A 24,355-nucleotide genomic window follows, 5' to 3' on the forward strand; every position below is an offset into this window, starting at 1 on the left:
CGCTGTTCACTGCGTCACCAATCCATCAGCCGAGGAGTCCCCCTTGCACGCCACCGTTCGCCCCTATGCCACCGCCGGCGTGGCACTGGTCGGAGCCAGTCTCGTCGCGGTCACGCCGTTGTCTGCGCCGGTGCCGGCTCTGTCTGATGTCCAATCCCACGCGGTCGCATTGACGGGGGCGTTCCAGGACGTCGTCAATGCCGCGTCGGCTAATGCCACAACGATGCTCAACAACTGGTATCTGGCACCCGGTGTAGGGATGCAACAGTTTTTGGCCAACCAGATGGATTACGCCGACCGGCTGCTCAATGACCCATCGGGTTCCACCAACGACGTCAACGAGGAAATCCAGAAGCACCTGAACGCGGTGATCTCAGGCTGGGCGCTGCAGAACGAGACCGACGCGACCCACGCCACGGTGCTCAACCACACCATGGATGGCACCCATCAGTTGATGTTCGGCCAGGTCGCCGGCTACATCCCTGCCGACGTGGACAAAGAGTCGATCATGCCGATCATCGACTATCTGGGATCGCCTGCCAGCGCGGTCCTGATGGGAATGATCGGACCGATGATCAGCCCGTGGGTGGCGTTGCTTAACGGCATCACCGACGGTGACAACCCGTTCGACATTCTGGCCAACATGGGTGGTGCGTTCTTCAACGGTGCCACCTTGAACTTGGATGCCCTGCTGCCGATGATCAACTCGTCGGGCTATTTCCCGGCCGGCATGAACATGGACCACCTGGACTTCGCGTTCGGTGGGCTGTTGTCCACGGGTGCGGCCGCGGTGAGCTACCAGGTACTCGGCCCCGGAGGTGGGGTCGCAGCCGAGACGCCCGCGGTCGGCGGCTCGATCTTCCAAAGCGTGGGAATCGAATTCAGCGGGGTGCCAGTAATAGGCACCCTCGATCTCAACAGTGCCGGAATCGGGCCGATCGCGGCCTGGCAGGCCTGGGGCCAGACCGTCGGCGCCCTGCTGGGGTCGGGTTGGGACGGCAAGGGTCCGGTGGTGGTCACCCCGCCGTTGGCCGGTGCGGAACTGCCCATCCTCGATGACGGCGGCGCCGGTGCTGAAGCGACTGACGCGTTCGGCTGGCTGGGCGACCTGCTCGGCCTCTGATCCCCTAAACCCTTAAATCCCAGTTGCTTAGAGAGGCAATCGCAATATGACTCGTCACCTCACCACTCGTCGCCGCGTGACCGGCGCCGCCAGCACCATCGGTGCGTTCCTGGCCTTCGGAATAGCCCCGCTCACCGTGGCACCACCGGCCCAGGCCGATGAATTCGATTGGATCGTAGACCTTTTCGATTCCTCCGCATGGCTGGCCGCCAACCCGGCCGATGCCGGGACCTTCGACATGACCGCCATGCTCGGCCAATGGTTCTACGAGCCGATCCACGCCTCGATGGAGAACTGGATCAACAGTGACTTCGGTGAGATGGTCAACGGCTGGATCAACACCTCCGCGGGTCAGTTCCTGATCGGTGACGGTGCTGACGGCACCGAAACGAACCCTGACGGCGGCAACGGCGGCCTCTGGTTCGGCGACGGCGGAAACGGCTGGGACAGCACCGAAGCCGGCGTGGCCGGCGGTGCTGGCGGCAATGCGGCCGGCTGGCTCGGCGACGGCGGTGTCGGCGGTGATGGTGGAGCGGGCGCCAACGGCGGTGACGGCGGAGCCGGTGGACTCTGGATGGGCAACGGCGGTGCCGGCGGCAATGGTGGGATCGCCCTGGATGCCAGTGTCGCTGGAGGCAACGGTGGAGCCGGCGGCAACGCATCGGGCTGGTTCTTCGGCAACGGCGGGATCGGCGGCAACGGGGCGGATGGAACGGCCGGCGCCGCAGGCACATTCGCCAACGGCGGCGATGGCAATGGCATAGCCGGCGGTTACGGCGGCAACGGCGGTGCCGGTGGGCGCAGCAGCTTCATATTCGGCAACGGCGGCAACGGCGGCAACGCCGGAGCCGGCGGTAAGGGTGGCGACGGCGCCACCGGCACCGCCGAGCACGTCGATGGCGGCAACGGGGCCTGGTCCTGGGGTGGTGGCGCCGGTGGTGCGGCCGGCGGGCGCGGATCCTCCATCTACACCAGCCCCATGTACGGACATGCCGGGCAGCTCGGAAACGGTGGCGACGGGGGCGACGCCGGTAACGGCGGGAACGCCTACCAAGACGTCAACGGCGACTACCTGGGCAACGGTGGGGCCGGAAGTGACGGCGGGTACGCCGGCAACGGCTATATCGGTGGTAACGGCGGTGACGGCGGCGCCGGCGGCGCCGGTCTCAACGGTGGTGGCGGCGGGTGGGGCGGTAACGGCGGCCAGTCCGCCGGCAACAACACTGGCGGCGCAGGTGGAAACGCCGGCGCCGGCGGAGATGCCACCGCGGGTACCGGTGGCAGCGGCGGTTGGGGTGGTTGGGGCGGCCCCTCGGAAAGCGGAGCCGGTGGGGCTGGTGGTGACGGTGGCTCCGGTGGCAACGGCGCCACCGACGACAACACCGTCAAGACCATCGGCGGCGACGGCGGCGGTGGCGGCATGGGCGGAAGCAGCCAGACCGGAGTCGGTGGGGCCAGCGGCGACAGCGGGGACGGCGGTGCCGGAACCTATGCCGGCGGCAATGGTGGTGACAGCTTCTTCGGCGCAGGATCGGGTGCCACCGGCGGGGCTGGCGGCCGCGGCGGCAACGGCGGCGACAGCACCGGGTGGGACGACGGAGCCGGCACCATCTGGAGCCACGGCGGTAACGGCGGCAGCGGCTCATCGGGCGGCGGTGCTTACACCGGCGATGGTGCGGTCGGCGGCGCCGGCGGAAACGGCGGTAACGGCGCTTCCGGGCCGGGCGTCATCAGTGTTGGTGGCAACGGCGGCAGCGGCGGTACCGGCGGCACCGCGTATGGCGGCGGCAATGCCGGCACGGGCGGCGCAGGAGGAAACGGCGGAAACGGCACGGCGTCGGGTGGCAATGGCGGCACCGGTGGCAGTGGCGGCGCGGGCATGGTCCTTCTCGGCGGTAGTGGGTCAGGCGGCACCGCCGGTGACGGCGGTGCCGGCGGGGCCGGCGGCAACAGTGGCGGAGTCGCCATGCCCGCCAACAACCCCTACGGTGCCGGCCCCAGCCACGCCGGCAACGGCGGCAACGGCGGGATGGGCGGAACCGGCACCATCGGCGCCGGCGGTGCTGGCGGTGCTGGCGGCGCCGGTGGCAACGCGCAAGGCAGCCGATGGTGGCAATGGCGGTAACGGTGGCGTCGGCGGAACCGGCTACACGGGCGCGCCGGCTACTAACCCCGCGCATGAACCGGGCGGTAACGGCCACGACGGTGGCGCCGCCGGCAACGGCGGCAAGGGCGGCGCCGGCGGTACCGCGGTGGACGGTAACGGCGGCAACGGCGGTACTGGTGGAGCCGGCGGCGCCGGCGGCGCAGGAAGCCGCGGCGGCAACGGCGGCACCGACTCCAGCGGCAACACCCTGCCCGGCGGCACCGGCGGCGACGGCGGAACCGGCGGCAACGGCGCAGCCGGCGGCGCGGGCGGCACCAGCACCAACGGCACCAACGGTGCCCACGGCGCAGCCGGAGCGGCCGGCTCCGGTGGCACCGGCGGTGTGGCCGGTACCGGAACCCCGCCGGGCCAGCCCGGCACCACCGGCGGCAGCGGCCAACCCGGCTGACCCGGTGACGAGCAGTCGCAGACTCGCACTAAAGGCTCCATGCGCGTGCGCGTTTGCGGCTGCTCGGGAGCGCTGACCCGGCCAAGGTACGATTTCCCGCGGTGGCGTGGCAGAGCGGCCTAATGCACTCGCCTTGAAAGCGAGAGACGGCTAACACCGTCCGGGGGTTCAAATCCCTCCGCCACCGCCCTTTTTCGTATCCGATGCACACCGGGTTAGGCGGCCCCAGGACGCCGTCTGCCCTCCGGGCGCACGCATATTCAGCGCACAGGGATTCTGCGGCAGATTCGGGCGCTGCCGCGACAGTTCCGAGACGCCCTGTACATCGCCAACCGATCAATTTGTATACAAAATAGGGATGAGTGGTCGGCCCTTGGATTTCTCGTAGCACTGACCCAACGAGCGCATGCCATTCGCCCCTTGGCCTTGGTCGGTATTTGTACCGACCGGCTCGGCGGCATTAAATGTATTCAACGATCCACTGGAAACGTCGCTGAATAACGGCTACGCGTTACTCAGGTGCGGAATGATGTTGGCGCACTGGAACTAAGCGTGGCTACCATGACGCTATGCAACGTCCGGCTCGTCGCCGCACCCCCAGTGATCTTCCCGGATTGGACATCGCCGAACAGAAGTCGTGGCAGAACTTTCTGCACGCTGCGCTGCGCTTTCACGCCACGATGGACCGCTGGCTGACCGAAGCGCACAATCTCTCCGTCATTGACTTGCGGGTGCTCGACATCCTGGACAAGTCTGACGACGGCGCAGCGCGGATGGGCGACCTGGCCGACGCGCTGGGCGCGAACCCCCACCACATGACCAAACGGATCCGTCGACTCGAAGAGCGGGGTTTGGTTCAGCGCGAACAGAATTCCGATGACCGGCGAGGGGTGGTCGCTCGGATCACTGACGACGGCCGCCGGGTGGCCGGGCATGCCAGCCACAACTACGCTCAAGGGGTCAAGACCCACCTCATCGGTACCCTGTCGCGGCGCCAGCTCGCCACTCTCGAGGAGAATTGCCGACGGATCAATTCCGGCCTGAAGCAGGCTGACTCGACGCTCTATGTCTCCCGCGCGGTCCAGAGCGGACCCGCCGCGAACTCGCCGTTGTGACCAGCTTTGCGCGGCGCGCATCCGCTGATGAGTTTGCTCGTGAGGGGTTTTCACGGTCGCGGCATAGGGCCGTCGAGCGGGTGAGGGGCATTTCTTCGGGTGGAATGAGTGGTTAACCTTGTTGGTTGGGCATCATGGCCTGTAGCTGCACTTACCGGATGGTTGGCTGCTAGCTAGCTAAGTCTGGGCTCGGCGAGGGCAGGTTCTGACGGTTAATCACGAATTACTTTCCGGTTGAATTAACCAAGATACTCCGGATTATTGCTGCTGCGATACTGGAACCTCTGCGATCAGCGCCGATGCGCTTGCTGCTGTGTTGCTGGCCACGACCGAGCATCGTTGATGTATGTAAAACGATGGGAACATCGGCGGTTTCCGTGGCTAATGTCTGAAGGGTTTCGGTACCGTCGCCCGCCGTGGAGGACACAGGGGCTCAAGCGCCGGCGATGCGGCTGCCGGGGCTCGAAGACATCGAGCAGAATTCTTGGCAAGAGTTCGTCGAGTCGTCGACCAATCTGTTGGGCGCGCTCAACCGAAGCCTGCTTGGCCGGCACCGGCTGGACCTGTCCGAGCTTCGACTGCTAGATCTCCTCGCCAAGTCCGACAGCGGATCTGTCCGAATGAGCGAACTGGCCGCGGCGCTGATGCTGCTCCGAAGCCGGGTGACTTGGCTGACCCGGCGGCTGGAAAGTCGCGGCCTGGTTCGCCGGATACCTATTCCCGGTGATGGTCGGGGAGTGCGGGCCGAGCTCACGCCCGAGGGCCGAATAAGGTTGGGGGAGGCCCGCAAAACCTACGCCGAACAGATCCGCCGGCTCTACGTGAACCAGATGTCCCGCCAGCAAATGCTTGCCCTAGGTGCCAGCTGCCATCAGATCAGCGCGTCGCTGGACGTCGCGGACCTTCCGAAAAAGTCGACGATGGACTGAGCTGCTCGCCTCTCGCTCAATCTGCAGCACTAAAGTTCCTGAATCAGACACCGGTCGTCGCATCTCGTGGATACGATCGGCCGGCATGGGGCACCTGCGGACTCTTGAGCGGCCAGTGTGGGAATTGCCGGCGCTTGACGCCGCTGAAAGTGCCTGCGTGCACCAATTCGTGGACACCTCCGAGCGCCTGCTGGCCGCGTTGAACGAAAGCCTGGTTCATGCCCACGGACTGACCCTCTTTGAAATCCTGGTCTTGGACCGCCTCGCCAGTACAGATACCGGTTCGGCCCGAATGAGGGAGCTGGCCACGGCTTTCGCGCTGGCGCCGAGTCGGGTGACGTCGCTGATCGATCGCCTGGTGGCCGAGGCGTTGGTCGACAGGCGTCCGCATCCGGCTGACCGCCGAGTGGTGCTTGCCCAGATCACCACCGAGGGCCGGAAGCGATCGGCAGCGGCGGGCGTGACCTACGCGCGCGGGATTCGTGCGTACTACCTCGCCCAGCTGTCGCGACAGCAGGCGATCGCCCTCGGGGACGTCTGCCGGCGAACCGGCCTCTCCTCGCAGCCCTGAGTGCAGCTCAGGGCCGGGGTCAGCCTGGGCCGGGCGACCCTAGGCATAGCTTAAAAATGTCTCAGGGAGTGCGGCCTGTGAGCTGAGATCCACATCCCTTGCGTACGGCTGCTAACGGCAGGCCGGTGTCACTACCTGCGTAGACACGCGTCAAACCACATGTTAGTCAAGGTTTGCCTGATAGCCACCTATGTCAGAGGAAAATGCGTTGACACCTGTTTCTGCAACGTGGCCCTGGACTTTATCGGCAGGTCGATACGCCCCAGTTCAACGCCTATTTCGCGCCGCCGAGAAGCGGAATAGCTCAAAATGAACGTGTTGCAATTCCTACTGGTCGGTAATTTCCAGTTGAATCACCAGACTGACGATAAACATTTGCTGTTTGTGCATAGGTAGCCACTCTGCCTGGTGATACGTGGAGTTATGTAGATTGCCAGTTGCGTATGGGGTGGATGTCTTTGTTGTCGCCCCCTTCCTGACTGCTGATTTTCAGGTCTCCCTCAGTTACGTTCCGTGTGCTGAGTCACATGACCTGAAGGAGCTCCCTTGCACGCCATTCTTCGCCCCTACGCAACGGCCGGCGTCGTCATCGCCGGGACCGGCCTGATCGCTGCCACACCAGTGGTGGCGCCGGCGCCCGAGCCCACTTCGGTCGTTGATGTCGCGCTCACGGGCCTGTCCGGCTTCCTCGACACCTGGCAGGACGTCATCAACACCACGAATGCCAACATTTCGACGCTGGTGAACAACTACATGATCGCCCCCGGGGTGGCCTGGCAGCAGGTGTACGCCAATGTCATGGGCTACATGCAGCAGTTCCTCGACGACCCGAGCAGCAGCACTTTGGCTGACATCAACACCCAGCTTCAGGAGCACTGGGTGGCGGTGCGCGACGGCTACTCGCTGCCGTTGGACACTTCGGACGCGACCAAGACCATGGTGCTACACCACACCATCGACGGCGGGCCCACTACCGGCCATAGCGTGCTGATCAGTCAGGTTCCGAGCTTCTTGCCGCCCGGCACGGACGTCGACATGGTGAACTCGGTGCTCAACTTCATGACCTCACCGCTGTCGGGCATCATCATGGGCCTGCTAGCCCCGGGCATCAGCCCCTGGGTCGCCCTGCTGAACAGCGTCACCGACGGGGACAGCCTGCAGGAGATTATCGCCAACACCTGGGGCGGCTTCCTCAACGGCGCCACCCTCAACCTCGACTCGCTGCTGCCGACGATCAACGACGCCGGATTCCTTCCGGATGGCATGAGCCTCGATCACTTGGAGTTCGCCTTCGGCGGCCTGTTCAGCACCGGGCAGGTGTCGCTCACCACGTATCAGGTGATGGGCGCCGGCGGGGCAGTGGAGGCCTCGGTTCCGGTGGTCGGCGGTTCCCTCTTCAACTCTCTCGGTCTGGAAATGGTCGGCGTCCCGATCCTGAATTCGATCAATGTCGCGGGCCACGGGATCGGCCCGATCGCCGCCTTGGAAGCATGGGGACAGACCGTCGGGGCGTTGCTGGGCTCGGGTTGGGACGCAAAGAGCGGCGCCGTCGTCGTGACGCCGCCAGCGGTCGGAGTCGAGTGGCCCACCATACCGGACGACTTCATCGATGACGGCGGCTCTAGCGCCGAAGCCACCAACATATTCGGCGCGCTGGACGGCTTGCTTGACAACATCTTCGGCTAATCCGACAACCCCAAACTTCAACTACCCCAAAGCTTTATATCTGACGAAAGGTGTTCCTCAATGAGTCGTCGACACAGCAGCAGCCGGCGCCGCGGTCAGCAGGAGGCTGGCCAGGCGCGCCGCAAGCGGGTGATCGGTGCCGGTGGTGCCGCCGCCGCATTCTTGTCGTTCGGCATGGCGCCGCTGGTCGCCTCCCCGGCGGCCCAGGCCGACGGGCTGGACTTCTCGTGGGACTGGTTCGACCCCACAACATCGGTGGCCGATGCGCCGCTGTCCGCTGCCGGTGGCTTCTTCGACATGAGCACCATCATCGAGCAGTGGATCTACGACCCGATCCACTTCGGCGTCGAGGCCTGGATCAACAGCGACTTCGGCGAACTGGTCAACGGTTGGATCAACGAATCCTCTGGCCTGTTCCTGATCGGCGACGGCGCTGACGGTACCGCCGAGAACCCCGATGGCGGTGACGGCGGCTTGTGGCTCGGCGACGGCGGCGCCGGTTGGGACAGCGATGACGCGACAGTGGTCGGCGGCAACGGCGGCACCGCCGGCTGGTTCGGCAACGGCGGCGCAGGCGGTGACGGCTTCGAGACCGGCACAGGCGGTAACGGCGGTATGGGCGGGTCCTTCATGGGCCTCGGCGGTGACGGCGGTGCCGGTGGGATGGGTGTCGGTGACGGCGGCAACGGCGGTGCCGGCGGAAACGGTGGCGACGCGGTGGGCTGGTTCTTCGGTACCGGCGGCAACGGGGGTGTCGGCGGCGGTGGCACGGCCGGCGCGAATGGCACGTTTGCCAATGGCGGTACCGGCATCGGCGGCTCAGGCGGCAACGGTGGTGCCGGCGGTACGGGTGGCCGCAGCGGGTACCTCTTCGGCAACGGCGGCAACGGTGGTGCCGGTGGCGTTGCTGGAAACGCCGGTACCTCCGCCAACGGCGTCGACGACGGTGTTGCTGCTCACCTGAACGGGGCCGCTGGTGGCGCCGGTGGCAACGGTGGGGCCGGCGGTGCCGCTGGCGTGAAGTTCGACGGCTCGTACGGCAGCGCCGGTCAGAACGGTGCTGCCGCTGAGGGCGGCGCCGGAACCGACGGTGGTGACGCCTTCAAGGACGCAGGCGGTGATTACCTCGGAAACGGCGGCGCCGGCGGCACGGGCGGAACCGGCGGGGCCGGTCCCCTCGGCGGTAACGGCGGGGCAGCCGGTAACGGCGGTGACGGCCTGACCGGTGGCACCGGCGGCGCCGGCGGTAAGGGCGGAGCCGGAGCCGGAATCGGCGGCGTCGGCGGCAACGGAACCGATGGCGGCACCGGCGGGTTCGGTGCACTCCGCGGCGGCAACGGCGGCAACGGCGGCGCCGGGGGCGCTAACACTCTCGAAGACGGCCGCGGCGGTAACGGCGGTAACGGTGGCGCTGCCGGTGACGCGGCCACCGATGACAACACCGTGCAAACCACCGGTGGTAACGGCGGTACGGGCGGCACCGGTGGTCAGGGCGGTATCACCTCGATTCTGGGCGCCGTCAACGGCTGGGGAGGCCAGGGCGGTGACGGCGGCGCGGCCGGCACCGGCACCTACATCGGCGGAAACGGCGGCAACGGCGGCAACGGCGGCAACGGCACACTTGGTGGTGGTGGTGACGCCGGTCATGGCGCCGACGGCGCGGCCAGCACCGGGTGGAAGTCCGGCGATGGAACCATCTTCAGCAAGGGCGGCAACGGCGGTAACGGCGGCACCGGCGGTGCCGCGTCGGCCAACGCCTTCGCCGGTGACGGCGGTGACGGCGGTGTGGGCGCAGCCGGGGCGACCGGTGCCGGCGTGATCAGCACCGGTGGTAACGGTGGTAACGGCGGTACCGGCGGCGCCGCCTCGGCCGGCTTCTCGTCCGGCGGCGGGAACGGCGGTACCGGCGGTACCGGTGGGGCCGGTGGTGATGGCACCGCGTCCGGTGGTAACGGTGGCAACGCCGGGAATGGCGGTGCCGCGCAGCTCCAGGGCGGTACCGGTGGTGACGGTGGTGCCGGTGGCGATAGCGCCGGCGCCACCGACCCGAACAACCCCTTCGGCGCCAGTCACGCCGGTAACGGCGGTAACGCCGGAAACGGGGGCAACGCCCCGGCCGGTAACTTCGCGCCTGGGCCCGGCGGTAACGGCGGAACCGGCGGAACCGGCGGAACGGGAGCCGGCTCGGTGGACGGCGGCAAAGGCGGCGCCGGTGGTTCCGGCGGTGGGGGCTCCACCGGCGGCAATGCCGGCGATGGCGGCGATGGCGGCGCGGCGACGGGCACCGGTAACGGTGGAAACGGCGGCAACGCCGGCTTCACCGGCGGTAACGCAACTGCCGGGACGAAGGGAATCCCGCACCCCCGCGCGGCTGGCGGCGACGGCTACGACGCCGGAAATGGCGGAAATGGCGGTAACGGCGGTGACGGCGGCAGCGCGGTCTCCGGTAACGGTGGCGCTGGCGGCAACGGCAGCACCGGTGGCACCGGTGGCACCGGCGGCGTCGGCGGCAAGGGCGGTGTGGACGCCAACGGCAACGGCTTTGACGGCGGTAACGGCGGCAAGGGCGGCGCTGGCGGCACTGGCGGCGTCGGCGGTAAGGGCGGTGTCAGCACCAGCGGTTCCAACGGAACCGCCGGCACCGACGCCCTCGACGGCAACGGCGGCGCCGGCGGTAGCGGTGGCGCGGGCGGCAGCGGAGTCAACGGCGGCTCGGCCGGTAACGGCGGCAATGGTGGTACCGGTGGCACCTCCGGGTCCGGTACCGGCGGTGTCGGCGGTAGCGGTGGCGCGGGTGGGGCCGGCGCCGCGGGCGTTGCCGGAGACAGTCCGGCCAAGGGCGCCGGCGGCGACGGAACCGACGGCAGTGCCGGCGGCAACGGCGGTAAGGGTGGCACCGGTGGCACATCTTCCACCGGCGACGGCGGTAAGGGTGGCGCCGGTGGTTCTGGGGGACTTGGCGGCGCCGGTGGCAACGGCGGCAAGGGCGGCGTCGACTCCGCCGGCAACGGCCTGGCCGGCGGTGACGGCGGCAACGGTGGCAAGAGTGGTAACGGTGGCGCCGGCGGCACTGGCGGCACCAGCACCAGCGGCACGGCCGGCACCGGCGGCAACGGCGGCGCCGGTCCGAACGGTGGCAAGGGCGGCAACGGCGGCAACGGCGGCACGCCGACCGGCGGCGGCACCGGTGGTGCGGGCGGCGAGGCCGGCACCGGCGGTGGAGGCGGTACTGGCGGTAGCGGTGGCCCGGGTGGCAACCCCGGCACCGACGGCAGCGCCGGCGCCAACGGCACCCCCGGCACCCCCGGCTAACGCCAACAGATCGCGTATCGCGGCCGTCGGGTCCCTCACCGGACTCGGCGGCCGCGGTCGCGTTTGCGGCCTAACCGTTCACTCTGCGCTCACGGCGCACCCCACTCGCACTTTCCCGCCCCGAGCGCAGGGTCATCAACAACGTGGAGTGCCGCGGTAGGGGCTCAATCCGGTTGACATAATCCGAGCTGTCGCTCAGAGGCGGGCGCCAACCCACATGACCCCGGGCGGTGACGGATGTGGCGCCTGTTACGTGCGCGGGATCTCCGCGGCGATGGTGTTCATCAGCGCGGTGTAGCGCTTGGCCTCCGGGTCCTGGCCCGGCTTGCCGCTGGAGATCAGGCCGGCCGAAAGCCCCCGCTCGGGGTCGGTCCAGATGGCGCAGTTGACCAGGCCCAAATGCCCGAACGCGGCGGGCGCGCCGCGGCCGAACGGCCCGAACCGCTTGGACCCCAACATGAAGCCGGTGCCCCAGCGCAGCGGCGCCAGCCCGGTGGCGACATCGGGCCGCAACCGGCGGCACTGGCGCACAGCACCGCGCAGGGTCTCCGGCGACAGCACCCGCACGCCATCGAGTTCGCCTCCGCGACGCCAGATCTCGGCGAATCGCGACAGCTCGAAGGCGGTGGAGATGGTGTTCGACGACGGCACCACCGTGGTCAGGAAGAACGGGCTGTTGGTGACCGGAATGATCTCGTGGACCGACCCGCCGATCGCTTTGCGGAACACCGCGACACCCGCACCGGTCGGTTGCTTGCCGGTGGCGTGGCTGGGAGCTACCAGCGGAATGTCTTGTGGAGCAACGCCGTAATTGGTCCACCGGAAGCCCAGTGGGTCCAGGATCTCGGTGGCCAGCACGTCCCGGATGTCCTTACCGGTGGCCGCCCGCACGATCTCCCGCGTCAGCGGCCCCCAGGTCAGGGCGTGGTACATGTGCATCAGCCCGGGCGGGTACACCAGCCGCAGGTTGGCCAGCTGTGCCTGGGCGTACCCCGGGTCGTCGGCGCGGTTGAGGTCTGGCTTGGGTCCGGTGGCGAACGGCACTCCGGCGCTGTGCGTCATCACGTGCCGAATCGTGGTGCGGTGCTTGCCATGTCGGCCGTAGTCGGACAGATAGTCGCTGACACGGTCATCCAGGGAGAAGGCGCCGCGCTCGGCCAGCATGTGCATCACGGTGCTGGTGATGGCCTTGGCGGTCGAGTACACGCAGAACGGGGTGTCCACGCTCACCGGGACCAGCTCCGCATCAGCGGGATCTTCGGGACCATTGCCCCAGCCGTGCCCGATCGCCCGGTTGAGCACCACGCGGCCGTTGTGGCGCAGGCACAACTGGATGGCCGGGTGCAGGCCGGCGGAATACCAGTGCCGGGCAGCCTGCCAGATCCGGTCCACGGCCGCCGGGTCGATACCGGAGTGGTCCTCGTCGCCGATCACGGTCGCGGCGTCGAGGTCGGCGGGGACACGGATGGTGCCGTCGGGTGTCATGCTCGCCAGGTTACGTGTGCGGCCCCACGAACCTCAGCGACGCGGCCCCCGGCCGAAATAGAGCTCCTGGGTCGCCACGCAGACCAGCTGCCCCGCCCGGTTGTACATCGTCGAGGTCGTCAGGCCCCGCCCGGCGATGCCGCTGGGGGTGAACTGATCCGAGAGCACCCAGTCCGACAGGTCCACGGGCCGCTGGAACCACAGCGCATGGTCGATCAGCGCGTTGAAGGTGCTGGCCTGGTTGGTGCGCCGCATGGCCAGCGCGGCCTCCACCATGGTGGTGCCGGACAGGTAGGTCAGCAGGGCACTGTGCATCGCGGGATCAGCGGGAACCGGCTCGGCGGGCTTCCACCACAACCGCAACCGCGGCGACGGTTCGGCACGCTCCATGGCGATCCGCGGCGGCGGGTCCACGTAGCGCAGGTCGAACGGGTGCGGCTGAACCCAGTAGCCACCCAGTTCGTCGGCGTAGGCCGCCAGTTGTTCCTGCGACGACGGCAGCGAATCCGGGTCGGGGACATCCGGTATCGGCTGCTGGTATTCCGGTGCGTCGACGGCAGTGGTGAACGACGACAGCACTTCGAGCAGGATCTGGCCGTCCTGGCGGGCGGTGACCTGTCGCGTCGACAGCGTGCCGCCGTCGCGGGCAACCTCGACATGCAGGTCGACCGGGCGGCGGGCATCTCCGGCCCGCAGGTAATAGACGTGCACGCTGTGCGGCACCCGGCCCGGCGCGGTGCGGCTGGCCGCGATCAGCGCCTGGCCGGCGATATGCCCGCCGACGATGTGGTGGATCCGATTGTCCAGCTGGGTGGCCACGAAGTGCTCGTCATCGACGCGGTCGACGTCGAGGGTGGCGATGATGTCGGCCAGGGCCGGCTGGCGGTGCGGCACATCGTCGCTCACGCGTGCGCGCCCATCTCCATCAGGTACACGCCCGCACCGATCAGCACCACGCCACCGGCCATCATGGGAGTGAACGGATCGTCGAACAAGAACCGGGCCAGCACTGCCGTCAGCGCGACTCCGACACCCGACCAGACGCCGTAGGCCACCCCGACCGGAATGCCGCGCTTGAGCACCATCGCCAGCAACACGAAGGACAACACATAGCCGACGGCCACCGGGATCACCCACTGCCATCGAGCGAAGCCGTCGGAGGCGCGCATCGACAGCGTTCCGGCGACCTCGAAACCGATCGCCCCGAACAGGAAGAGCCAGGCCATCACTCGCCGGTGAACTCGGGCTTGCGTTTGCCCATGATGGCGCCGATACCCTCCATCAGGTCTTTGGACGCCAAGAACGCCGAGTTCCACGCCGCGACATAGCGCAGGCTGGCCGCCACCCGGTCGGTGCGCTGCTCGTCCAGCACGTCTTTGACCCCGGCCACGGTCAGCGGCGGGTTGGCGGCGATCTCGGTCGCGGTGGCGTGTGCGGCGGCCAGGCAGGCCTCCGCGTCGGCATAGACGTCGTTGACCAGGCCGATCTTCTCTGCCCGGGCGGCGTCGATGTCCTTGCCGGTCAGCGCGAGTTCGCGCAGGTGCCCGTCGGACAGGATCAGCGGAAGCCGGGCCAGGCTGCCCACGTCGGCGACGATGGCCAGCTTGACCTCGCGCACGCTGAACTTGGCGTCGGCCGCGGCGTAGCGGATGTCGACCGCCGAGATCAGGTCGACGCCGCCGCCGATGCACCAGCCCTGGATCGCGGCGATGGTCGGGGTGCGGCAGTCGGCTACCGCGGTGATCGCCCCCTGCATGCGCTGCAGCTCGCGGTGAAAGTCCGCCCGCGGCCGGGCCAGCGCTCCCTCGGCCAGCATCGGTGTCATGGTGCCGCCCATCGCGGCCAGATCCAGCCCGTAGCTGAAGTTCTTGCCGGAGCCGGTCAGCACGATCGCCCGCACATCGCGGTCGGCGTCCAACTCGGCGAAGACCCCCGGGAGCTCCGCCCAGAACGCCGGGCCCATCGCATTGCCCCTGCCCGGCCCGATCAGCGTGACCTGGGCAACGTGGTCTTTGATCTCGACGGTGACGGATTCATAGGTCTTGGCCATACTCCAGACCGTAGCTTGGACCCATGGCCTCCGATCTGCGACCCGGTCCCGACGCACCCCCTGCCGACGAGCTGGCCGGCGCCGAAGCCGCCCTTGGGGTGTTGGTCCAGGTGCTGCATCACATCAGCAGCGACGAATTGACCAATCCGACACCGTGCTCGGAATTCGACGTCGCACAGCTGACCGAGCATCTGCTGAACTCCATTCATGTCCTGGGTGGCGCGGCCGGTGCCGTGTTTGCCGAAGGCGACACCGCCGAGCCGCCGGAACGGCAGGTCGTCGCCGCGGCCCGGCCGGCTCTGGACGCCTGGCACGGGCGCGGCCTGCAGGGCACCGTCGCGATCGGCCCCAACGAGCTGCCTGCGACGATGGCGGTGGGCATTCTGGCGCTCGAATTCCTGGTGCACGCGTGGGACTACGCGACGGCGACGGGCCGCACGGTGCAGGTGGCCGAACCGCTGGCCGAGTACGTGTTGAGCCTGGCGCACGCGATCATCACACCCGCGGGCCGGGTGCGAGCGGGGTTCGACGCCCCGGTGGACGCCCCCGATTCGGCATCGAGCCTGCATAGGCTGATCGCCTTCACCGGACGGTCATAACTTCGCAACCTGCTGGCCAATCCAGCGTCGTTCAAGGTGCCTAGCGTGGGTAGGACATGGACATTGCCGGATGGTTATGGGCATTGACGATCGTCGGCCTACTAGGGCTCCTGGCGTTCGACTTCTTCATGCATGTCCGCAAGGCACACATTCCGACGCTGAAGGAATCCGCGCTCTGGTCCGCCGGCTACATCGGCGTCGCGGTGCTCTTCGGGGTCGGCGTGTTCGTCTTCGGTGGAGCTGACCCAGGCTCCGAGTACTTCGCCGGCTACGTCACCGAGAAGGCGCTCTCGGTCGACAACCTGTTCGTGTTCCTGGTCATCATGGCCAGCTTCCGGGTGCCGCGCGCCGACCAGCAGAAGGTTTTGCTGTTCGGAATAGTCATGGCGTTGGCCGCGCGGACCGGCTTCATCTTGCTCGGTGCCGCGCTGATCAACCGTTTCGCCTGGGTTTTCTACTTCTTCGGCCTGCTCCTGCTGCTGGCGGCGGGCAACATGCTCAAGTCGGGCAGCGCAGGGGAGGCGCACCGAACCCCGGATGTCATCGTCGGGCTGGTGAAGAAGGTGGTGCCCACCAGCGAGCGCTATGACGGCGACCGGCTGTTTACCCGGATTGACGGGCGCTGGGCGATCACCCCGATGGTGTTGGTGATGCTGGCGATCGCCGGCACCGACGTGCTCTTCGCGCTCGACTCGATCCCGGCGATCTTCGGCCTGACCCAGAACAGCTATCTCGTGTTCACCGCGACGGCCTTCTCCCTGCTGGGCCTGCGACAGCTCTACTTCCTGATCGACGGCCTGCTCGACCGGTTGGTGTACCTGTCCTACGGACTGGCGGTGATCCTCGGCTTCATCGGCGTGAAGCTGATCATGCACGCGATGCACGAAGGGGGCGCCGGTGGCATCGAGATCGGCACCGGACCGTCGCTACTGGTGATCGTCGGCGTGCTCGCGGTCACCGTCGTCGCCTCACTGCGGCACCATCGGGAGGCACCGGACGCAACCCGGAGCAAGACCGAGCCCGAGCTTGTACTGCACCGCTGATCGCAGCGACGGCTACACCCGCTCGAGATAGAAGTAGAAGTACCGGCCGTTGTCCAACACTCCGGCTTTGCCGTTCATGATGCCCAGCACGGTGTTGTCGTCGACCCGCTTGAAGTGGTCATGGGTGGGCTGACCGTCGTAGACCATGGTCGCGACTACCTCGCCGCGGAACTCCTCGGCCCACAGGCTCGCCTCGCCCTTACCGAGTTGGGTGTTGGAGAACTTGTTGCCGTCTTCGTCCAGGCACACCAGCGGCTGCACGTCGGTGATCGAGTTGAACGTCTTGCCGAACCAGCGGGCCTTCTCCAAGAGGCCGTTCATCTTGTGGCCGGTGACGAACTCCCCGCCGCGCCATTCGCCGATCATCTGCTCGACAGTGGCCGGCGGCAGCGTCGTCCAGAACTCGTCGATCTCGGCGTCGGGGATCTGGTCGGTGCGCTCCTTGAGCGCATTGAACGTCTTGCGGGCCAGCTCGTCATTCATGGTGCAAATCCTTTGGTTTTGTCGCCGAACGTGAAGTTAGCTTCACAAGCGCCGGTCGAGTGTGAAGCTGATTTCACGCTCGGCCTGAAGGGAAAGGCTCAGGCGGCCTTGTTCACGGCCCGCTTGAGGCCGAACAGCAGGCCTTGCGCCAGCACCGCGGCGACCCCGGGCAGGCGGTTGTCGGCGCTGACGGTGTAGCTGATCTCCGTGCCGGCGTCTGTCGACCGCAGGGCCACGTCGCCGACGTAGTTGCGAAACGGGATGCCTGAGACGCCCCGATAGCTCAGTCGCTGATCCGGCTCGAACGCGATGATCTCCTCCACCAGCGGCGCCATGCCCGGCACCGCCTGGATGCGACGCTGGGCGCCGACGCCGTTGGGCTCGGGTGTTCCCGGCCGGATCACGGTGATCTTCAGTCCGGGGGCCCAGCTGGACATGCCCTCGTAGTCGGAGAGCACCGCCCACACCTGAGCCGCAGATGCGGCGACGGTGGCAGTCGCAGTCGCGTGCATTTCAGTTCCTCCTCAGCGGTACGTCTGTGCGAACCGTAACAGCGCGTCGTTCTCTTCCGGCGCGCCGATGGTCACCCGCACTCCGTCTTGCCCGTAGGGGCGGACCACGATGCGGGCCGACGCGGCAGCGGCTACGAAGTCGGCGGTGCGCTCGGCCAGCGGCAGCCACACGAAGTTGGACTGCGAATCCGGCAGCTCGAATCCGGCGTCACGCAGTGCAGCGGAGACCCGGGCCCGCTCGGCGACCACCGTGTCGGTGCGGGCCATCAGCTCCTCGGCGGCGTCCAGGGAGGCGATTCCGGCGACCTGCGCCACGCTCGACACCGTGAAGGGTACGTAGACCTTGCCCAGTGCGGTAATGATCTCCGGATCGCCGACCGCGTAACCCAGGCGCAGTCCGGCCAGCCCGTAGGCTTTTGAAAACGTGCGCAGCACAACCACATTCCGGTGGCGCCGCACCAGTCCCAGGCTGTCGGGCAGCAGGCCGTCGCGGATGTACTCCACATAGGCCTCGTCGATGGCGATCAGGATGTGCGGTGGCACCGCGGCGACGAACCGCTCGAGCGCGTGGGGGTCGACGACGGTGGACGTCGGATTGTTCGGGTTGCAGACGAAGATCAGCCGGGTGCGCTCGGTGATGGCGGCCAGCATCGCGTCCAGGTCGTAGGTGTGCTCGCGCAGCGGCACCTGCACCGGCACCGCGCCGGCGGTGCGTACCTGCAGCGGGTAGATCTCGAAGCTGCGCCAGCCGAACACCACCTCATCGCCGGCTCCGGCACTGATCTGGATGAGCTGCTGGCACAGGCTCACCGAGCCGCAACCGGCCGCCACGTGCTCTCGGCTGAACCCGACGTGCTCGGCGAGCCGGGCCCGCAGCGCGGCGTAGCCGTTGTCCGGGTAGCGGTTGGTGGTGGCCAGGGCGGCTTCGACGGCTTTGGCCACGCTGGGCAACGGCGGGAACACCGTCTCGTTGCTGGCGAGTTTGATCGATCCGGGGACCGTCTTACCCTCGACGTAGGCTGGCAGCGCGGCGATCTCCGGGCGCAGTCGGGCGGTCACGGACCACAGCATATGTGGGTCGTTGACGCCCAACTTCGCCGCACTAACCCCGCGGTTTCAGAACTGGGGGAGTGATCCGGTACCCTCAACGAGTTCGAGGAGGCGTGCCAGAGCGGCCGAATGGGACTCACTGCTAATGAGTTGTCCCCTTTACGGGGGACCGGAGGTTCAAATCCTCTCGCCTCCGCAACGGCCGGGCTTGCTCGACCGACAACTGAAGACAGGCGCCCGTAGCTCAACGGATAGAGCATCTGACTACGGATCAGAAGGTTGGGGGTTCGAATCCCTTCGGGCGCACATTTTTCATCGGTGACAGATTGCCCCGGCTACGGCCGGGGCTTTTCTGTTTGATGGGCCGGATGTGGCCGATCCGGACACCAAATCTCTCTAATTAGGCTAGCCTTACCTTCATTGGATATCTTCGTGTTCCGCTCGTGATTGGCGAAGACGGCTGCGATCGCCGCGGGAGGTTATGGGTTGTGGCTGCGCGCATTGGGTTGGGTGATCTCGAACGCACGGTCATGGAATGCCTGTGGTCGGCGTCGGGGCGTTGACCGTCCGCGAGGTTCACGCGTCGGTGGCCGTGAAGCGAAACCTGGCCTACACCACGATCATGACTGTGCTGCAACGACTTGCGAAGAAGAACCTGGTGGTCCAGTGGCGTGACGATCGCGCCCACCGGTATGTACCGACGCAGGGCCGTGCCGAGTTGGTCGCCGACCTGATGTCTTATGCGCTCGATCAGGTTGCCGATTCCTGCGGGCGCGAGGCGGCGTTGATGCACTTCGTCGAACGCGTCGGCGCCGACGAAGCCGCAGCGCTCAGACGAGCGTTGGCTGAACTCTGATCTGCTGCGACCCCACGACGGACAGGCCCACACGGGGACCATGCCAGGATGCCCTCACCGCTGGGTCAAGGGATCCGGCGAGAACCAGGCTTGCTTCGCCTGCCAGGACTTGGCCAATCCGTAGGCGAAGATGCCCACCGACAGGCAGATGCAGGCCCAGATCGCCGGGCCGGCGTAGCCGCGGGCCCAGATCGAGCAGACCGCAATCAGGCAGGCCCCCACCGCGAATACCATCGAGACCAGGTACAGCTTGATAGTCGTCCTGGCCCGTGGATCGTTTCGGAGGGCCAGCATCAGCCGCCCGACGTAGCCGCTCAAGTACAGCACCAAGACGCACACCGTCACCTCGTAGGCCGTCAGCCAGAAGTCGCCGGTCAGGCCGGCGAACGTGTCTGGCTCGAAGCCCCGTGCGCTCATCGCGTAGGTCACCACCATCACGACGACATTCAGTCCCACCGGTATCTGGAGATGCTTACGCATGATCGGTGGCACCTGATCGGGATCTGCGAGGCGAACCAGCATGTGGTAGATGTTCGCCAGCACCGCCACGATCAGGAACATGTTGCCCAGCAGCTGCTGGGCGTTCCACACGCCCAAATAGCCATGTAGCCGCGGCCCCAGCGAATCGCCGGCCCAAGGGGACAGCAACACCAACGCGCAGCCCTCCATCGCGATGGCAAAGGTGGCGGCGGCCTCCCAGCGTGACCACCACGTGTCGCGGCGAACCCACAGGCTGTACAAGACCACACCGAGTGTGATGACGATGAATAGGGAAATCATTGCGCGCCGATCACCTTACCGTCACCGGAGGTAAACCAAGCGCTTTTCGCCTTCCAGGATTGCGCGGACCCGTAGGCGAACGTGCCCACCGCCAAACAGATGCACAGCCAGATCCCGGGGCTGGCGTTGTCACCGTCGACCCAGGTCGAACCGACCACGATCAGACATGCCGCAGTGGCGAACGCCATCGAAACCAGGTAGAGGTCAATAGTGGGCTTGGCGCGCGGATCATGTCGCAGCGTCAGCATCAGCCGGCTGACGTAGCCGCTGAGGTAGATCACCAGCGCGCAGCCGACAAGCTGGTACAGCTCCATCCAGGCGTCGGTCCTGGGTGCGGCAAACGCATCAGGTTGGTAGTCCTGGTCGGAACGTAGGTAGGCCGGCACCATCACGGCGATGCCTAACCAGATCGGGATCATGAGCTGGCGGCGCATGATGAACCGCACTTGATCGGGGTCGGCCAGACGCACCAGCATGTGATTGATGTTCGCCGTGACGGCCACGATCAGGCAGAGGTGGCCGATCAGCTGTTGAACGTTCCACACCCCGAGGCCGTTGTGCAGCACCGGGCCGATCTTGGCTCCGGCCCAGGGCGACATCAGAAGCAGCGCACAGGCTTCCAATGCCAACGCGAAGGTGGCGGCGCTCTCCCAGCGCGTCCACCAGGTGTCGCGGCGAACCCAGAGGCTATAGGCGACGACTGCCAATGTGGTGACAATGATTCCCGAGGTCATCGAGTGCCCTCACGACAGGGCTTGCGGTGGATTCTGCTCCGCAACCGGACGATCACTGTTGGTGAACCACGCGGCTTTGGCCTGCCAGGAACGGGCCGAGCCGTAGGCGAAGATCCCCACGGAAATACACGCGCACAGCCAAATCAGCGGGCTGACATCGGCTTTGGACCAGGCATTGCTCAAAAGTGCCATGATGGCCGCCACCGCGAAGGTTGTCGAGGCCGTGTAGAGCTCGACGGTCTCTTTGGCGCGTGGATCGGAGCGCAGCATCGATAGCACCCGCGTCGCGTAGCCGGACAGGTAGATCAGCATCAGGGACAGCAGCACCCAGTAGGCGCGCGCCCAGGCACCGCCGCCCCCGAGCGATGAGAAACCGTCCGGTCGATAGCCGGCGTCGGCGACGACGAACACTGCCACCATCGCCACCACGCCGGCCTGTAGGGGCAACTGCACGTGCAGACGGAACAGCGGGCGGACTTGGTCGAAGTCGGCCAGGCGTGCCAGCACGTGGTAGATGTTGGCCGCGATGGCGACGACGAAGCAGATGTGACCGGCCAGCTGCTGGATGTTCCATATCCGCGTGACATGGTGCAGTACCGGCCCCAGGTTTTCGGCAGCCCATGGCGACATCAGTACGAGCGCGAGGGTCTCCAGTGCGATCGCCACGGTGATACCGATCTCCCACCGCGACCACCACGTATCGCGGCGCACCCACAGGGTGTACAGCGCCACCGGCACGGTGGCAGCAATTAGCGCCGACGTCATGCGTCGACGGTACTTCCTAGCGGTCCGGTTAGACGGGCGGTTTGTCCAGATCGGCCTTCAGATCACCCAGCCGCAGCGGCCGCGATGAGGACTCCAAGTATTCGGCGACGGCGTCGTGCTCGATCAATCCGAACCGTACCTGCAGGTCGACGGGGTTGAGGCCGAAGTACCTGGCGACTCGGATCAGATTGTCCGCGCTGATCAGTCGGCCCTCATGCGCCGCCTTGTAGTAGGCGGACTTGCGATAGCCGAATGCCTCGTAGACCTCGGTCGCTCCTAGCGGCCTGCCCACGAGGTAGGGCAACACGACGGTTGGGTCTTTGTGACGATCGTCCACAGCAATACACCTTAGCTCGTCTTCGTGGACCGCACAAGTATTTCGGAAACTCGGCGGAGTGTAATTACTACTAAAACCGACTGGGAGTAAGCAATTCAAGCATTGCACAGGCTGCAATCCTGGTTCCGAGCGGGATAGCGGAAAGGTCGACCACATAGTCCGGCGAGTGCGGTGTGTAGGGGAACAATTGGCCTTTTTCTGCGGACTTCGCGTACACCTGTGGATCGGCCACCCCGACCAGCAGATATGCCAGCGGAACGTCGACGTGCGGCCCTTTGAGCAGGTGGCAATCCTCCGAGCCGGTCAGCGCCGGAAGCTGACGCACGACGTTATCCGGGCCGAGCAGATCGCCCAGCGCGGTTGCCACCCGGTCGGTCAGCGCGGTGTCGTTGACCAGTGGCGTGGCGCCACCGGCCAGGGTGATCTCCGGCAGCCGGTCTTCGGGCATGCCGTAGCTACGTGCGATACCCGTGCAGATCGTCCGAATACCGGTCAGCATCGTTTCGCGCACCGCGGGGTTGAACCAGCGCAGGTTGACTTTGAGCAGTGCCCGGTCCGGGATGACGTTGTAGGCACTGCCGGCCTGTACCGAGCCGACAGTCAGCACCGCTGTCTCGCTGGGGGCGACGGCCCGGCTGACAATGCTCTGGAACTGCACGACCGCCTGTGCCGCCATGAGCACCGGGTCGCGGGCCAGCTGGGGCATCGACCCATGCCCGCCTACGCCGTGGAACACGATGTCGAGCTGATCGGTACCGGCCATCCGTTCTCCGCCGACCGCGGCGACCATGCCGACCGATACCGGCGCGGTGTGCAGCGCCAGGAAAGCGTCCGGTCGGGGAGCGACGTCATAGAGGCCCGCGTCGATCATGGCTTGGGCGCCGGTGATCAGTTCCTCGGCGGGCTGTCCGATCAGCACTGCGGTGCCCGACCAGGAGTCGGTGGTCTCGGCGAGCACCTTGGCCAACCCCAACATCCAGGTCACGTGCGCGTCGTGGCCGCACATGTGCCCCAGTGCCGGGTTACTGCTGGCGTAGTCCAGGCCGGTGGCCTCGGGCACTGCCAGCGCGTCCATGTCGGCCCGGTACATCACAACCGGGCCGGCGCCGTTGGCCAGCACCGCCACCACGCCGGTGCGACCGATCCCGGTGGTCACTGTGAAGCCGAGGTTGCCCAGTGCCTGCGCGGCGGTCCGCGCGGTGCGCACTTCGTGGAACCCCAACTCGGGGTTGCGATGCAGGTCTTTGAAGATGTCGACCAGGCGCCGAGTGTCGGCCTGAACAATCCGGTCGATGTCGGCGACGTAGTCGCGCTGGTCCGTCATTTCGCGCTCGCCATCCAGGTCTGGGACCGGTCGAAGAGCCAGACGGCGGCCTCGTGCAACTGGTCGCCCACTTCCTTCTGCGCCATGCCTGCCGAGGCCCGGGCCAGGGTGCCCTCGATCACGATGGCCAGCTTGAAGGCGGCCATCACCGTGTACCACCCGATATGCGTCAGATCGCGCGAGCTGCCCGCGGCGTAGCGCTGTATCAGGTCATCGGGGGAGGCCAGCCCGTCCATGCCGGTCAGCGTGTGGCTGAACACGCTGGACCCGTCATCCTGGCGCCAGGTGGCCAGCAGCCAGCCCAGGTCCAACAGTGGGTCCCCGATGGTCGACATCTCCCAGTCCACGATGGCCGCCACCTCCGGTCCGGTGGGGGAGAACATCACGTTGGCCGCGTGATAATCGCCGTGCAGGATCCCCGGCTGCCAGGATGTCGGCACGTTGCGCTGTAGCCAGTCAGCGACGTCGTCGAGTCCGGGCAGGTCGGGCCCCCGGTAGTTCTCGAACTGCCGGTAAGAGTCCAGTTCGGAAAGCCACCGCGGCACTTGGCGTTCCAGGAAGCCGTCGGGTTTGCCGTAGTCCGCCAAGCCCACCGCGACATGGTCGAGGGCACCGAGCTTCGCCAGCGCGTCGGCCATCGACAAACCCATGCCGTACCGGACCGTCGGGTCGCCGGCGTGCAGGGCGGGCAGTTCCCCACTCGCGTTGAACCCGTCGACCGGCTCCATCAGGTAGAACACCGCGTCACCGAGCACCGCGGGGTTATCGCATACCGCGATCAATCCCGGATGCGGCACGTCGGTGCCGGCCAACGCGGCCAGCAGCTGGGTCTCCCGCAGCATCACCGCGTTGCTGCGTGGTCGCAGATGCCGAGGGCCGCGCCGCAACACGTAGCTGCGGCCGGATCGGGTGAACTGCAGCATGACGTTCTGGGTGCCGCCGGACAGCTCGGTGACGTTCTCCAGCGGGCCCTCGCCCAGGCTCTGGGCGGACATCCAGTCCGCGACAGCTTCGAGGCTCACGGGGGAAACGTACCCGGCTGGCCG

The 24,355-nt window shown here is 67.0% G+C and carries 21 protein-coding genes, 3 tRNA genes and 4 pseudogenes; 12 read left to right on the plus strand and 16 right to left on the minus strand.

The features are described 5' to 3' along the window. The first annotated feature begins 43 nt into the window (after positions 1-43). Complete coding sequence (gjpA, locus tag NM962_08970) at positions 44-1,123, plus strand: outer membrane porin GjpA (GenBank protein UVO14128.1); 1,080 nt, start codon at positions 44-46, stop codon at positions 1,121-1,123. A 1,122-nt stretch (positions 1,124-2,245) separates the two neighbouring features. On the opposite strand, the pseudogene NM962_08975 reads toward gjpA (NM962_08970), so the two are convergent. The 3 pseudogenes from NM962_08975 to NM962_08985 form a co-directional block, all read right to left on the minus strand. After that, a pseudogene (locus NM962_08975) lies at positions 2,246-2,326 on the minus strand (RNA-binding protein). A gap of 111 nt (positions 2,327-2,437) precedes the next feature. After that, positions 2,438-2,647: pseudogene (locus tag NM962_08980) on the minus strand (hypothetical protein). Between the two features lie 622 nt (positions 2,648-3,269). Continuing rightward, a pseudogene (locus NM962_08985) lies at positions 3,270-3,455 on the minus strand (hypothetical protein). Between the two features lie 323 nt (positions 3,456-3,778). On the opposite strand from NM962_08985, the gene NM962_08990 reads away from it, so the two are divergent. The 6 genes from NM962_08990 to NM962_09015 all read left to right on the plus strand — a co-directional run bounded on the left by NM962_08990 (position 3,779) and on the right by NM962_09015 (position 11,291). Further along, positions 3,779-3,865 (plus strand) — tRNA-Ser (locus NM962_08990). Between the two features lie 382 nt (positions 3,866-4,247). Next, the gene (locus NM962_08995) at positions 4,248-4,793 is read left to right on the plus strand and encodes a MarR family transcriptional regulator (GenBank protein ID UVO14129.1); all 546 of its coding nucleotides are present in this window, start codon (positions 4,248-4,250) and stop codon (positions 4,791-4,793) included. A 416-nt stretch (positions 4,794-5,209) separates the two neighbouring features. Next, positions 5,210-5,722 carry a MarR family transcriptional regulator gene (locus NM962_09000; GenBank protein ID UVO14130.1) on the plus strand — a complete coding sequence of 171 codons (513 nt, stop codon included), beginning with the start codon at positions 5,210-5,212 and terminating at the stop codon, positions 5,720-5,722. Between the two features lie 169 nt (positions 5,723-5,891). Beyond that, on the plus strand, positions 5,892-6,293 hold the full coding sequence (locus NM962_09005; protein UVO14131.1) for a MarR family transcriptional regulator: 402 nt from the start codon (positions 5,892-5,894) through the stop codon (positions 6,291-6,293). A gap of 546 nt (positions 6,294-6,839) precedes the next feature. Continuing rightward, positions 6,840-7,979 carry an outer membrane porin GjpA gene (gene gjpA, locus NM962_09010; GenBank protein ID UVO14132.1) on the plus strand — a complete coding sequence of 380 codons (1,140 nt, stop codon included), beginning with the start codon at positions 6,840-6,842 and terminating at the stop codon, positions 7,977-7,979. A 60-nt stretch (positions 7,980-8,039) separates the two neighbouring features. After that, positions 8,040-11,291: a hypothetical protein gene (locus NM962_09015; protein UVO14943.1), complete on the plus strand. Its 3,252-nt coding sequence runs from the start codon at positions 8,040-8,042 to the stop codon at positions 11,289-11,291. A gap of 249 nt (positions 11,292-11,540) precedes the next feature. On the opposite strand, the gene lipE is transcribed toward NM962_09015, so the two are convergent. From lipE to NM962_09035, 4 genes are read right to left on the minus strand one after another with little or no spacing between them, the layout of a single operon-like run. Continuing rightward, positions 11,541-12,776, minus strand: coding sequence for a lipase LipE (gene lipE / locus NM962_09020; protein UVO14133.1), 1,236 nt, complete (start codon positions 12,774-12,776; stop codon positions 11,541-11,543). 33 nt (positions 12,777-12,809) lie between these two features. Then, positions 12,810-13,682 carry a thioesterase family protein gene (locus NM962_09025; GenBank protein UVO14134.1) on the minus strand — a complete coding sequence of 291 codons (873 nt, stop codon included), beginning with the start codon at positions 13,680-13,682 and terminating at the stop codon, positions 12,810-12,812. Next, entirely contained in the window at positions 13,679-14,002 is a 324-nt protein-coding gene (locus tag NM962_09030) for a multidrug efflux SMR transporter (protein ID UVO14135.1), read from the minus strand. Before NM962_09030 ends, NM962_09025 begins: the two co-directional genes overlap by 4 nt. Then, positions 14,002-14,826, minus strand: coding sequence for a crotonase/enoyl-CoA hydratase family protein (locus NM962_09035; GenBank protein ID UVO14136.1), 825 nt, complete (start codon positions 14,824-14,826; stop codon positions 14,002-14,004). Before NM962_09035 ends, NM962_09030 begins: the two co-directional genes overlap by 1 nt. A 23-nt stretch (positions 14,827-14,849) precedes the next feature. On the opposite strand from NM962_09035, the gene NM962_09040 reads away from it, so the two are divergent. Both NM962_09040 and NM962_09045 read left to right on the plus strand, forming a co-directional pair. Further along, positions 14,850-15,425: a TIGR03086 family metal-binding protein gene (locus NM962_09040; GenBank protein UVO14137.1), complete on the plus strand. Its 576-nt coding sequence runs from the start codon at positions 14,850-14,852 to the stop codon at positions 15,423-15,425. Positions 15,426-15,481: 56 nt separating this feature from the next. Continuing rightward, positions 15,482-16,468, plus strand: a complete 987-nt coding sequence (locus NM962_09045; protein UVO14138.1) for a TerC/Alx family metal homeostasis membrane protein — start codon at positions 15,482-15,484, stop codon at positions 16,466-16,468. A gap of 12 nt (positions 16,469-16,480) precedes the next feature. Here NM962_09045 and NM962_09050 read toward each other — a convergent pair whose 3' ends face one another. From NM962_09050 to hisC, 3 genes are all read right to left on the minus strand, one after another. Continuing rightward, positions 16,481-16,951 (minus strand): DUF4334 domain-containing protein, encoded by a 471-nt coding sequence (locus tag NM962_09050; GenBank protein ID UVO14139.1) that lies wholly within the window; start codon positions 16,949-16,951, stop codon positions 16,481-16,483. A gap of 98 nt (positions 16,952-17,049) precedes the next feature. After that, positions 17,050-17,463, minus strand: a complete 414-nt coding sequence (locus tag NM962_09055; GenBank protein ID UVO14140.1) for an SRPBCC family protein — start codon at positions 17,461-17,463, stop codon at positions 17,050-17,052. Positions 17,464-17,475: 12 nt separating this feature from the next. Beyond that, positions 17,476-18,522 carry a histidinol-phosphate transaminase gene (gene hisC / locus NM962_09060; GenBank protein UVO14141.1) on the minus strand — a complete coding sequence of 349 codons (1,047 nt, stop codon included), beginning with the start codon at positions 18,520-18,522 and terminating at the stop codon, positions 17,476-17,478. 98 nt (positions 18,523-18,620) lie between these two features. On the opposite strand from hisC, the gene NM962_09065 reads away from it, so the two are divergent. The 3 genes and pseudogenes from NM962_09065 to NM962_09075 all read left to right on the plus strand — a co-directional run bounded on the left by NM962_09065 (position 18,621) and on the right by NM962_09075 (position 19,369). Further along, positions 18,621-18,709 (plus strand) — tRNA-Ser (locus NM962_09065). A gap of 37 nt (positions 18,710-18,746) precedes the next feature. Next, positions 18,747-18,819 (plus strand) — tRNA-Arg (locus NM962_09070). Positions 18,820-19,043: 224 nt separating this feature from the next. Continuing rightward, positions 19,044-19,369, plus strand: a pseudogene (locus NM962_09075) (BlaI/MecI/CopY family transcriptional regulator). Between the two features lie 54 nt (positions 19,370-19,423). On the opposite strand, the gene NM962_09080 reads toward NM962_09075, so the two are convergent. The 6 genes from NM962_09080 to NM962_09105 all read right to left on the minus strand — a co-directional run bounded on the left by NM962_09080 (position 19,424) and on the right by NM962_09105 (position 24,304). Beyond that, entirely contained in the window at positions 19,424-20,149 is a 726-nt protein-coding gene (locus NM962_09080) for a hypothetical protein (GenBank protein UVO14142.1), read from the minus strand. After that, positions 20,146-20,883: a hypothetical protein gene (locus NM962_09085; GenBank protein UVO14143.1), complete on the minus strand. Its 738-nt coding sequence runs from the start codon at positions 20,881-20,883 to the stop codon at positions 20,146-20,148. Before NM962_09085 ends, NM962_09080 begins: the two co-directional genes overlap by 4 nt. 9 nt (positions 20,884-20,892) lie before the next feature. Next, entirely contained in the window at positions 20,893-21,648 is a 756-nt protein-coding gene (locus NM962_09090) for a hypothetical protein (protein UVO14144.1), read from the minus strand. A gap of 28 nt (positions 21,649-21,676) precedes the next feature. Next, positions 21,677-21,985 carry a hypothetical protein gene (locus NM962_09095; GenBank protein UVO14145.1) on the minus strand — a complete coding sequence of 103 codons (309 nt, stop codon included), beginning with the start codon at positions 21,983-21,985 and terminating at the stop codon, positions 21,677-21,679. Positions 21,986-22,055: 70 nt separating this feature from the next. After that, complete coding sequence (locus NM962_09100) at positions 22,056-23,309, minus strand: amidohydrolase (protein ID UVO14146.1); 1,254 nt, start codon at positions 23,307-23,309, stop codon at positions 22,056-22,058. Continuing rightward, positions 23,306-24,304, minus strand: a complete 999-nt coding sequence (locus NM962_09105) for a phosphotransferase family protein (protein ID UVO14632.1) — start codon at positions 24,302-24,304, stop codon at positions 23,306-23,308. The genes NM962_09100 and NM962_09105 overlap by 4 nt, the downstream gene beginning before the upstream one ends. Positions 24,305-24,355 lie beyond the last annotated feature (51 nt).

Source organism: Mycobacterium sp. SVM_VP21, from assembly GCA_024758765.1.
GTDB lineage: Bacteria > Actinomycetota > Actinomycetes > Mycobacteriales > Mycobacteriaceae > Mycobacterium > Mycobacterium heraklionense_C.

Excerpts from the sequence above, each read along its gene's own strand:
- NM962_08995 (UVO14129.1), top strand. The coding sequence starts at position 4,248 with ATGCAACGTCCGGCTCGTCGCCGCACCCCCAGTGATCTTCCCGGATTG.
- NM962_09015 (UVO14943.1), top strand. The coding sequence starts at position 8,040 with ATGAGTCGTCGACACAGCAGCAGCCGGCGCCGCGGTCAGCAGGAGGCT.
- lipE (UVO14133.1), bottom strand. The coding sequence starts at position 12,776 with ATGACACCCGACGGCACCATCCGTGTCCCCGCCGACCTCGACGCCGCG.
- NM962_09030 (UVO14135.1), bottom strand. The coding sequence starts at position 14,002 with ATGGCCTGGCTCTTCCTGTTCGGGGCGATCGGTTTCGAGGTCGCCGGA.
- NM962_09035 (UVO14136.1), bottom strand. The coding sequence starts at position 14,826 with ATGGCCAAGACCTATGAATCCGTCACCGTCGAGATCAAAGACCACGTT.
- NM962_09040 (UVO14137.1), top strand. The coding sequence starts at position 14,850 with ATGGCCTCCGATCTGCGACCCGGTCCCGACGCACCCCCTGCCGACGAG.
- NM962_09045 (UVO14138.1), top strand. The coding sequence starts at position 15,482 with ATGGACATTGCCGGATGGTTATGGGCATTGACGATCGTCGGCCTACTA.
- NM962_09050 (UVO14139.1), bottom strand. The coding sequence starts at position 16,951 with ATGAATGACGAGCTGGCCCGCAAGACGTTCAATGCGCTCAAGGAGCGC.
- NM962_09055 (UVO14140.1), bottom strand. The coding sequence starts at position 17,463 with ATGCACGCGACTGCGACTGCCACCGTCGCCGCATCTGCGGCTCAGGTG.
- NM962_09080 (UVO14142.1), bottom strand. The coding sequence starts at position 20,149 with ATGATTTCCCTATTCATCGTCATCACACTCGGTGTGGTCTTGTACAGC.
- NM962_09085 (UVO14143.1), bottom strand. The coding sequence starts at position 20,883 with ATGACCTCGGGAATCATTGTCACCACATTGGCAGTCGTCGCCTATAGC.
- NM962_09090 (UVO14144.1), bottom strand. The coding sequence starts at position 21,648 with ATGACGTCGGCGCTAATTGCTGCCACCGTGCCGGTGGCGCTGTACACC.
- NM962_09100 (UVO14146.1), bottom strand. The coding sequence starts at position 23,309 with ATGACGGACCAGCGCGACTACGTCGCCGACATCGACCGGATTGTTCAG.
- NM962_09105 (UVO14632.1), bottom strand. The coding sequence starts at position 24,304 with ATGTCCGCCCAGAGCCTGGGCGAGGGCCCGCTGGAGAACGTCACCGAG.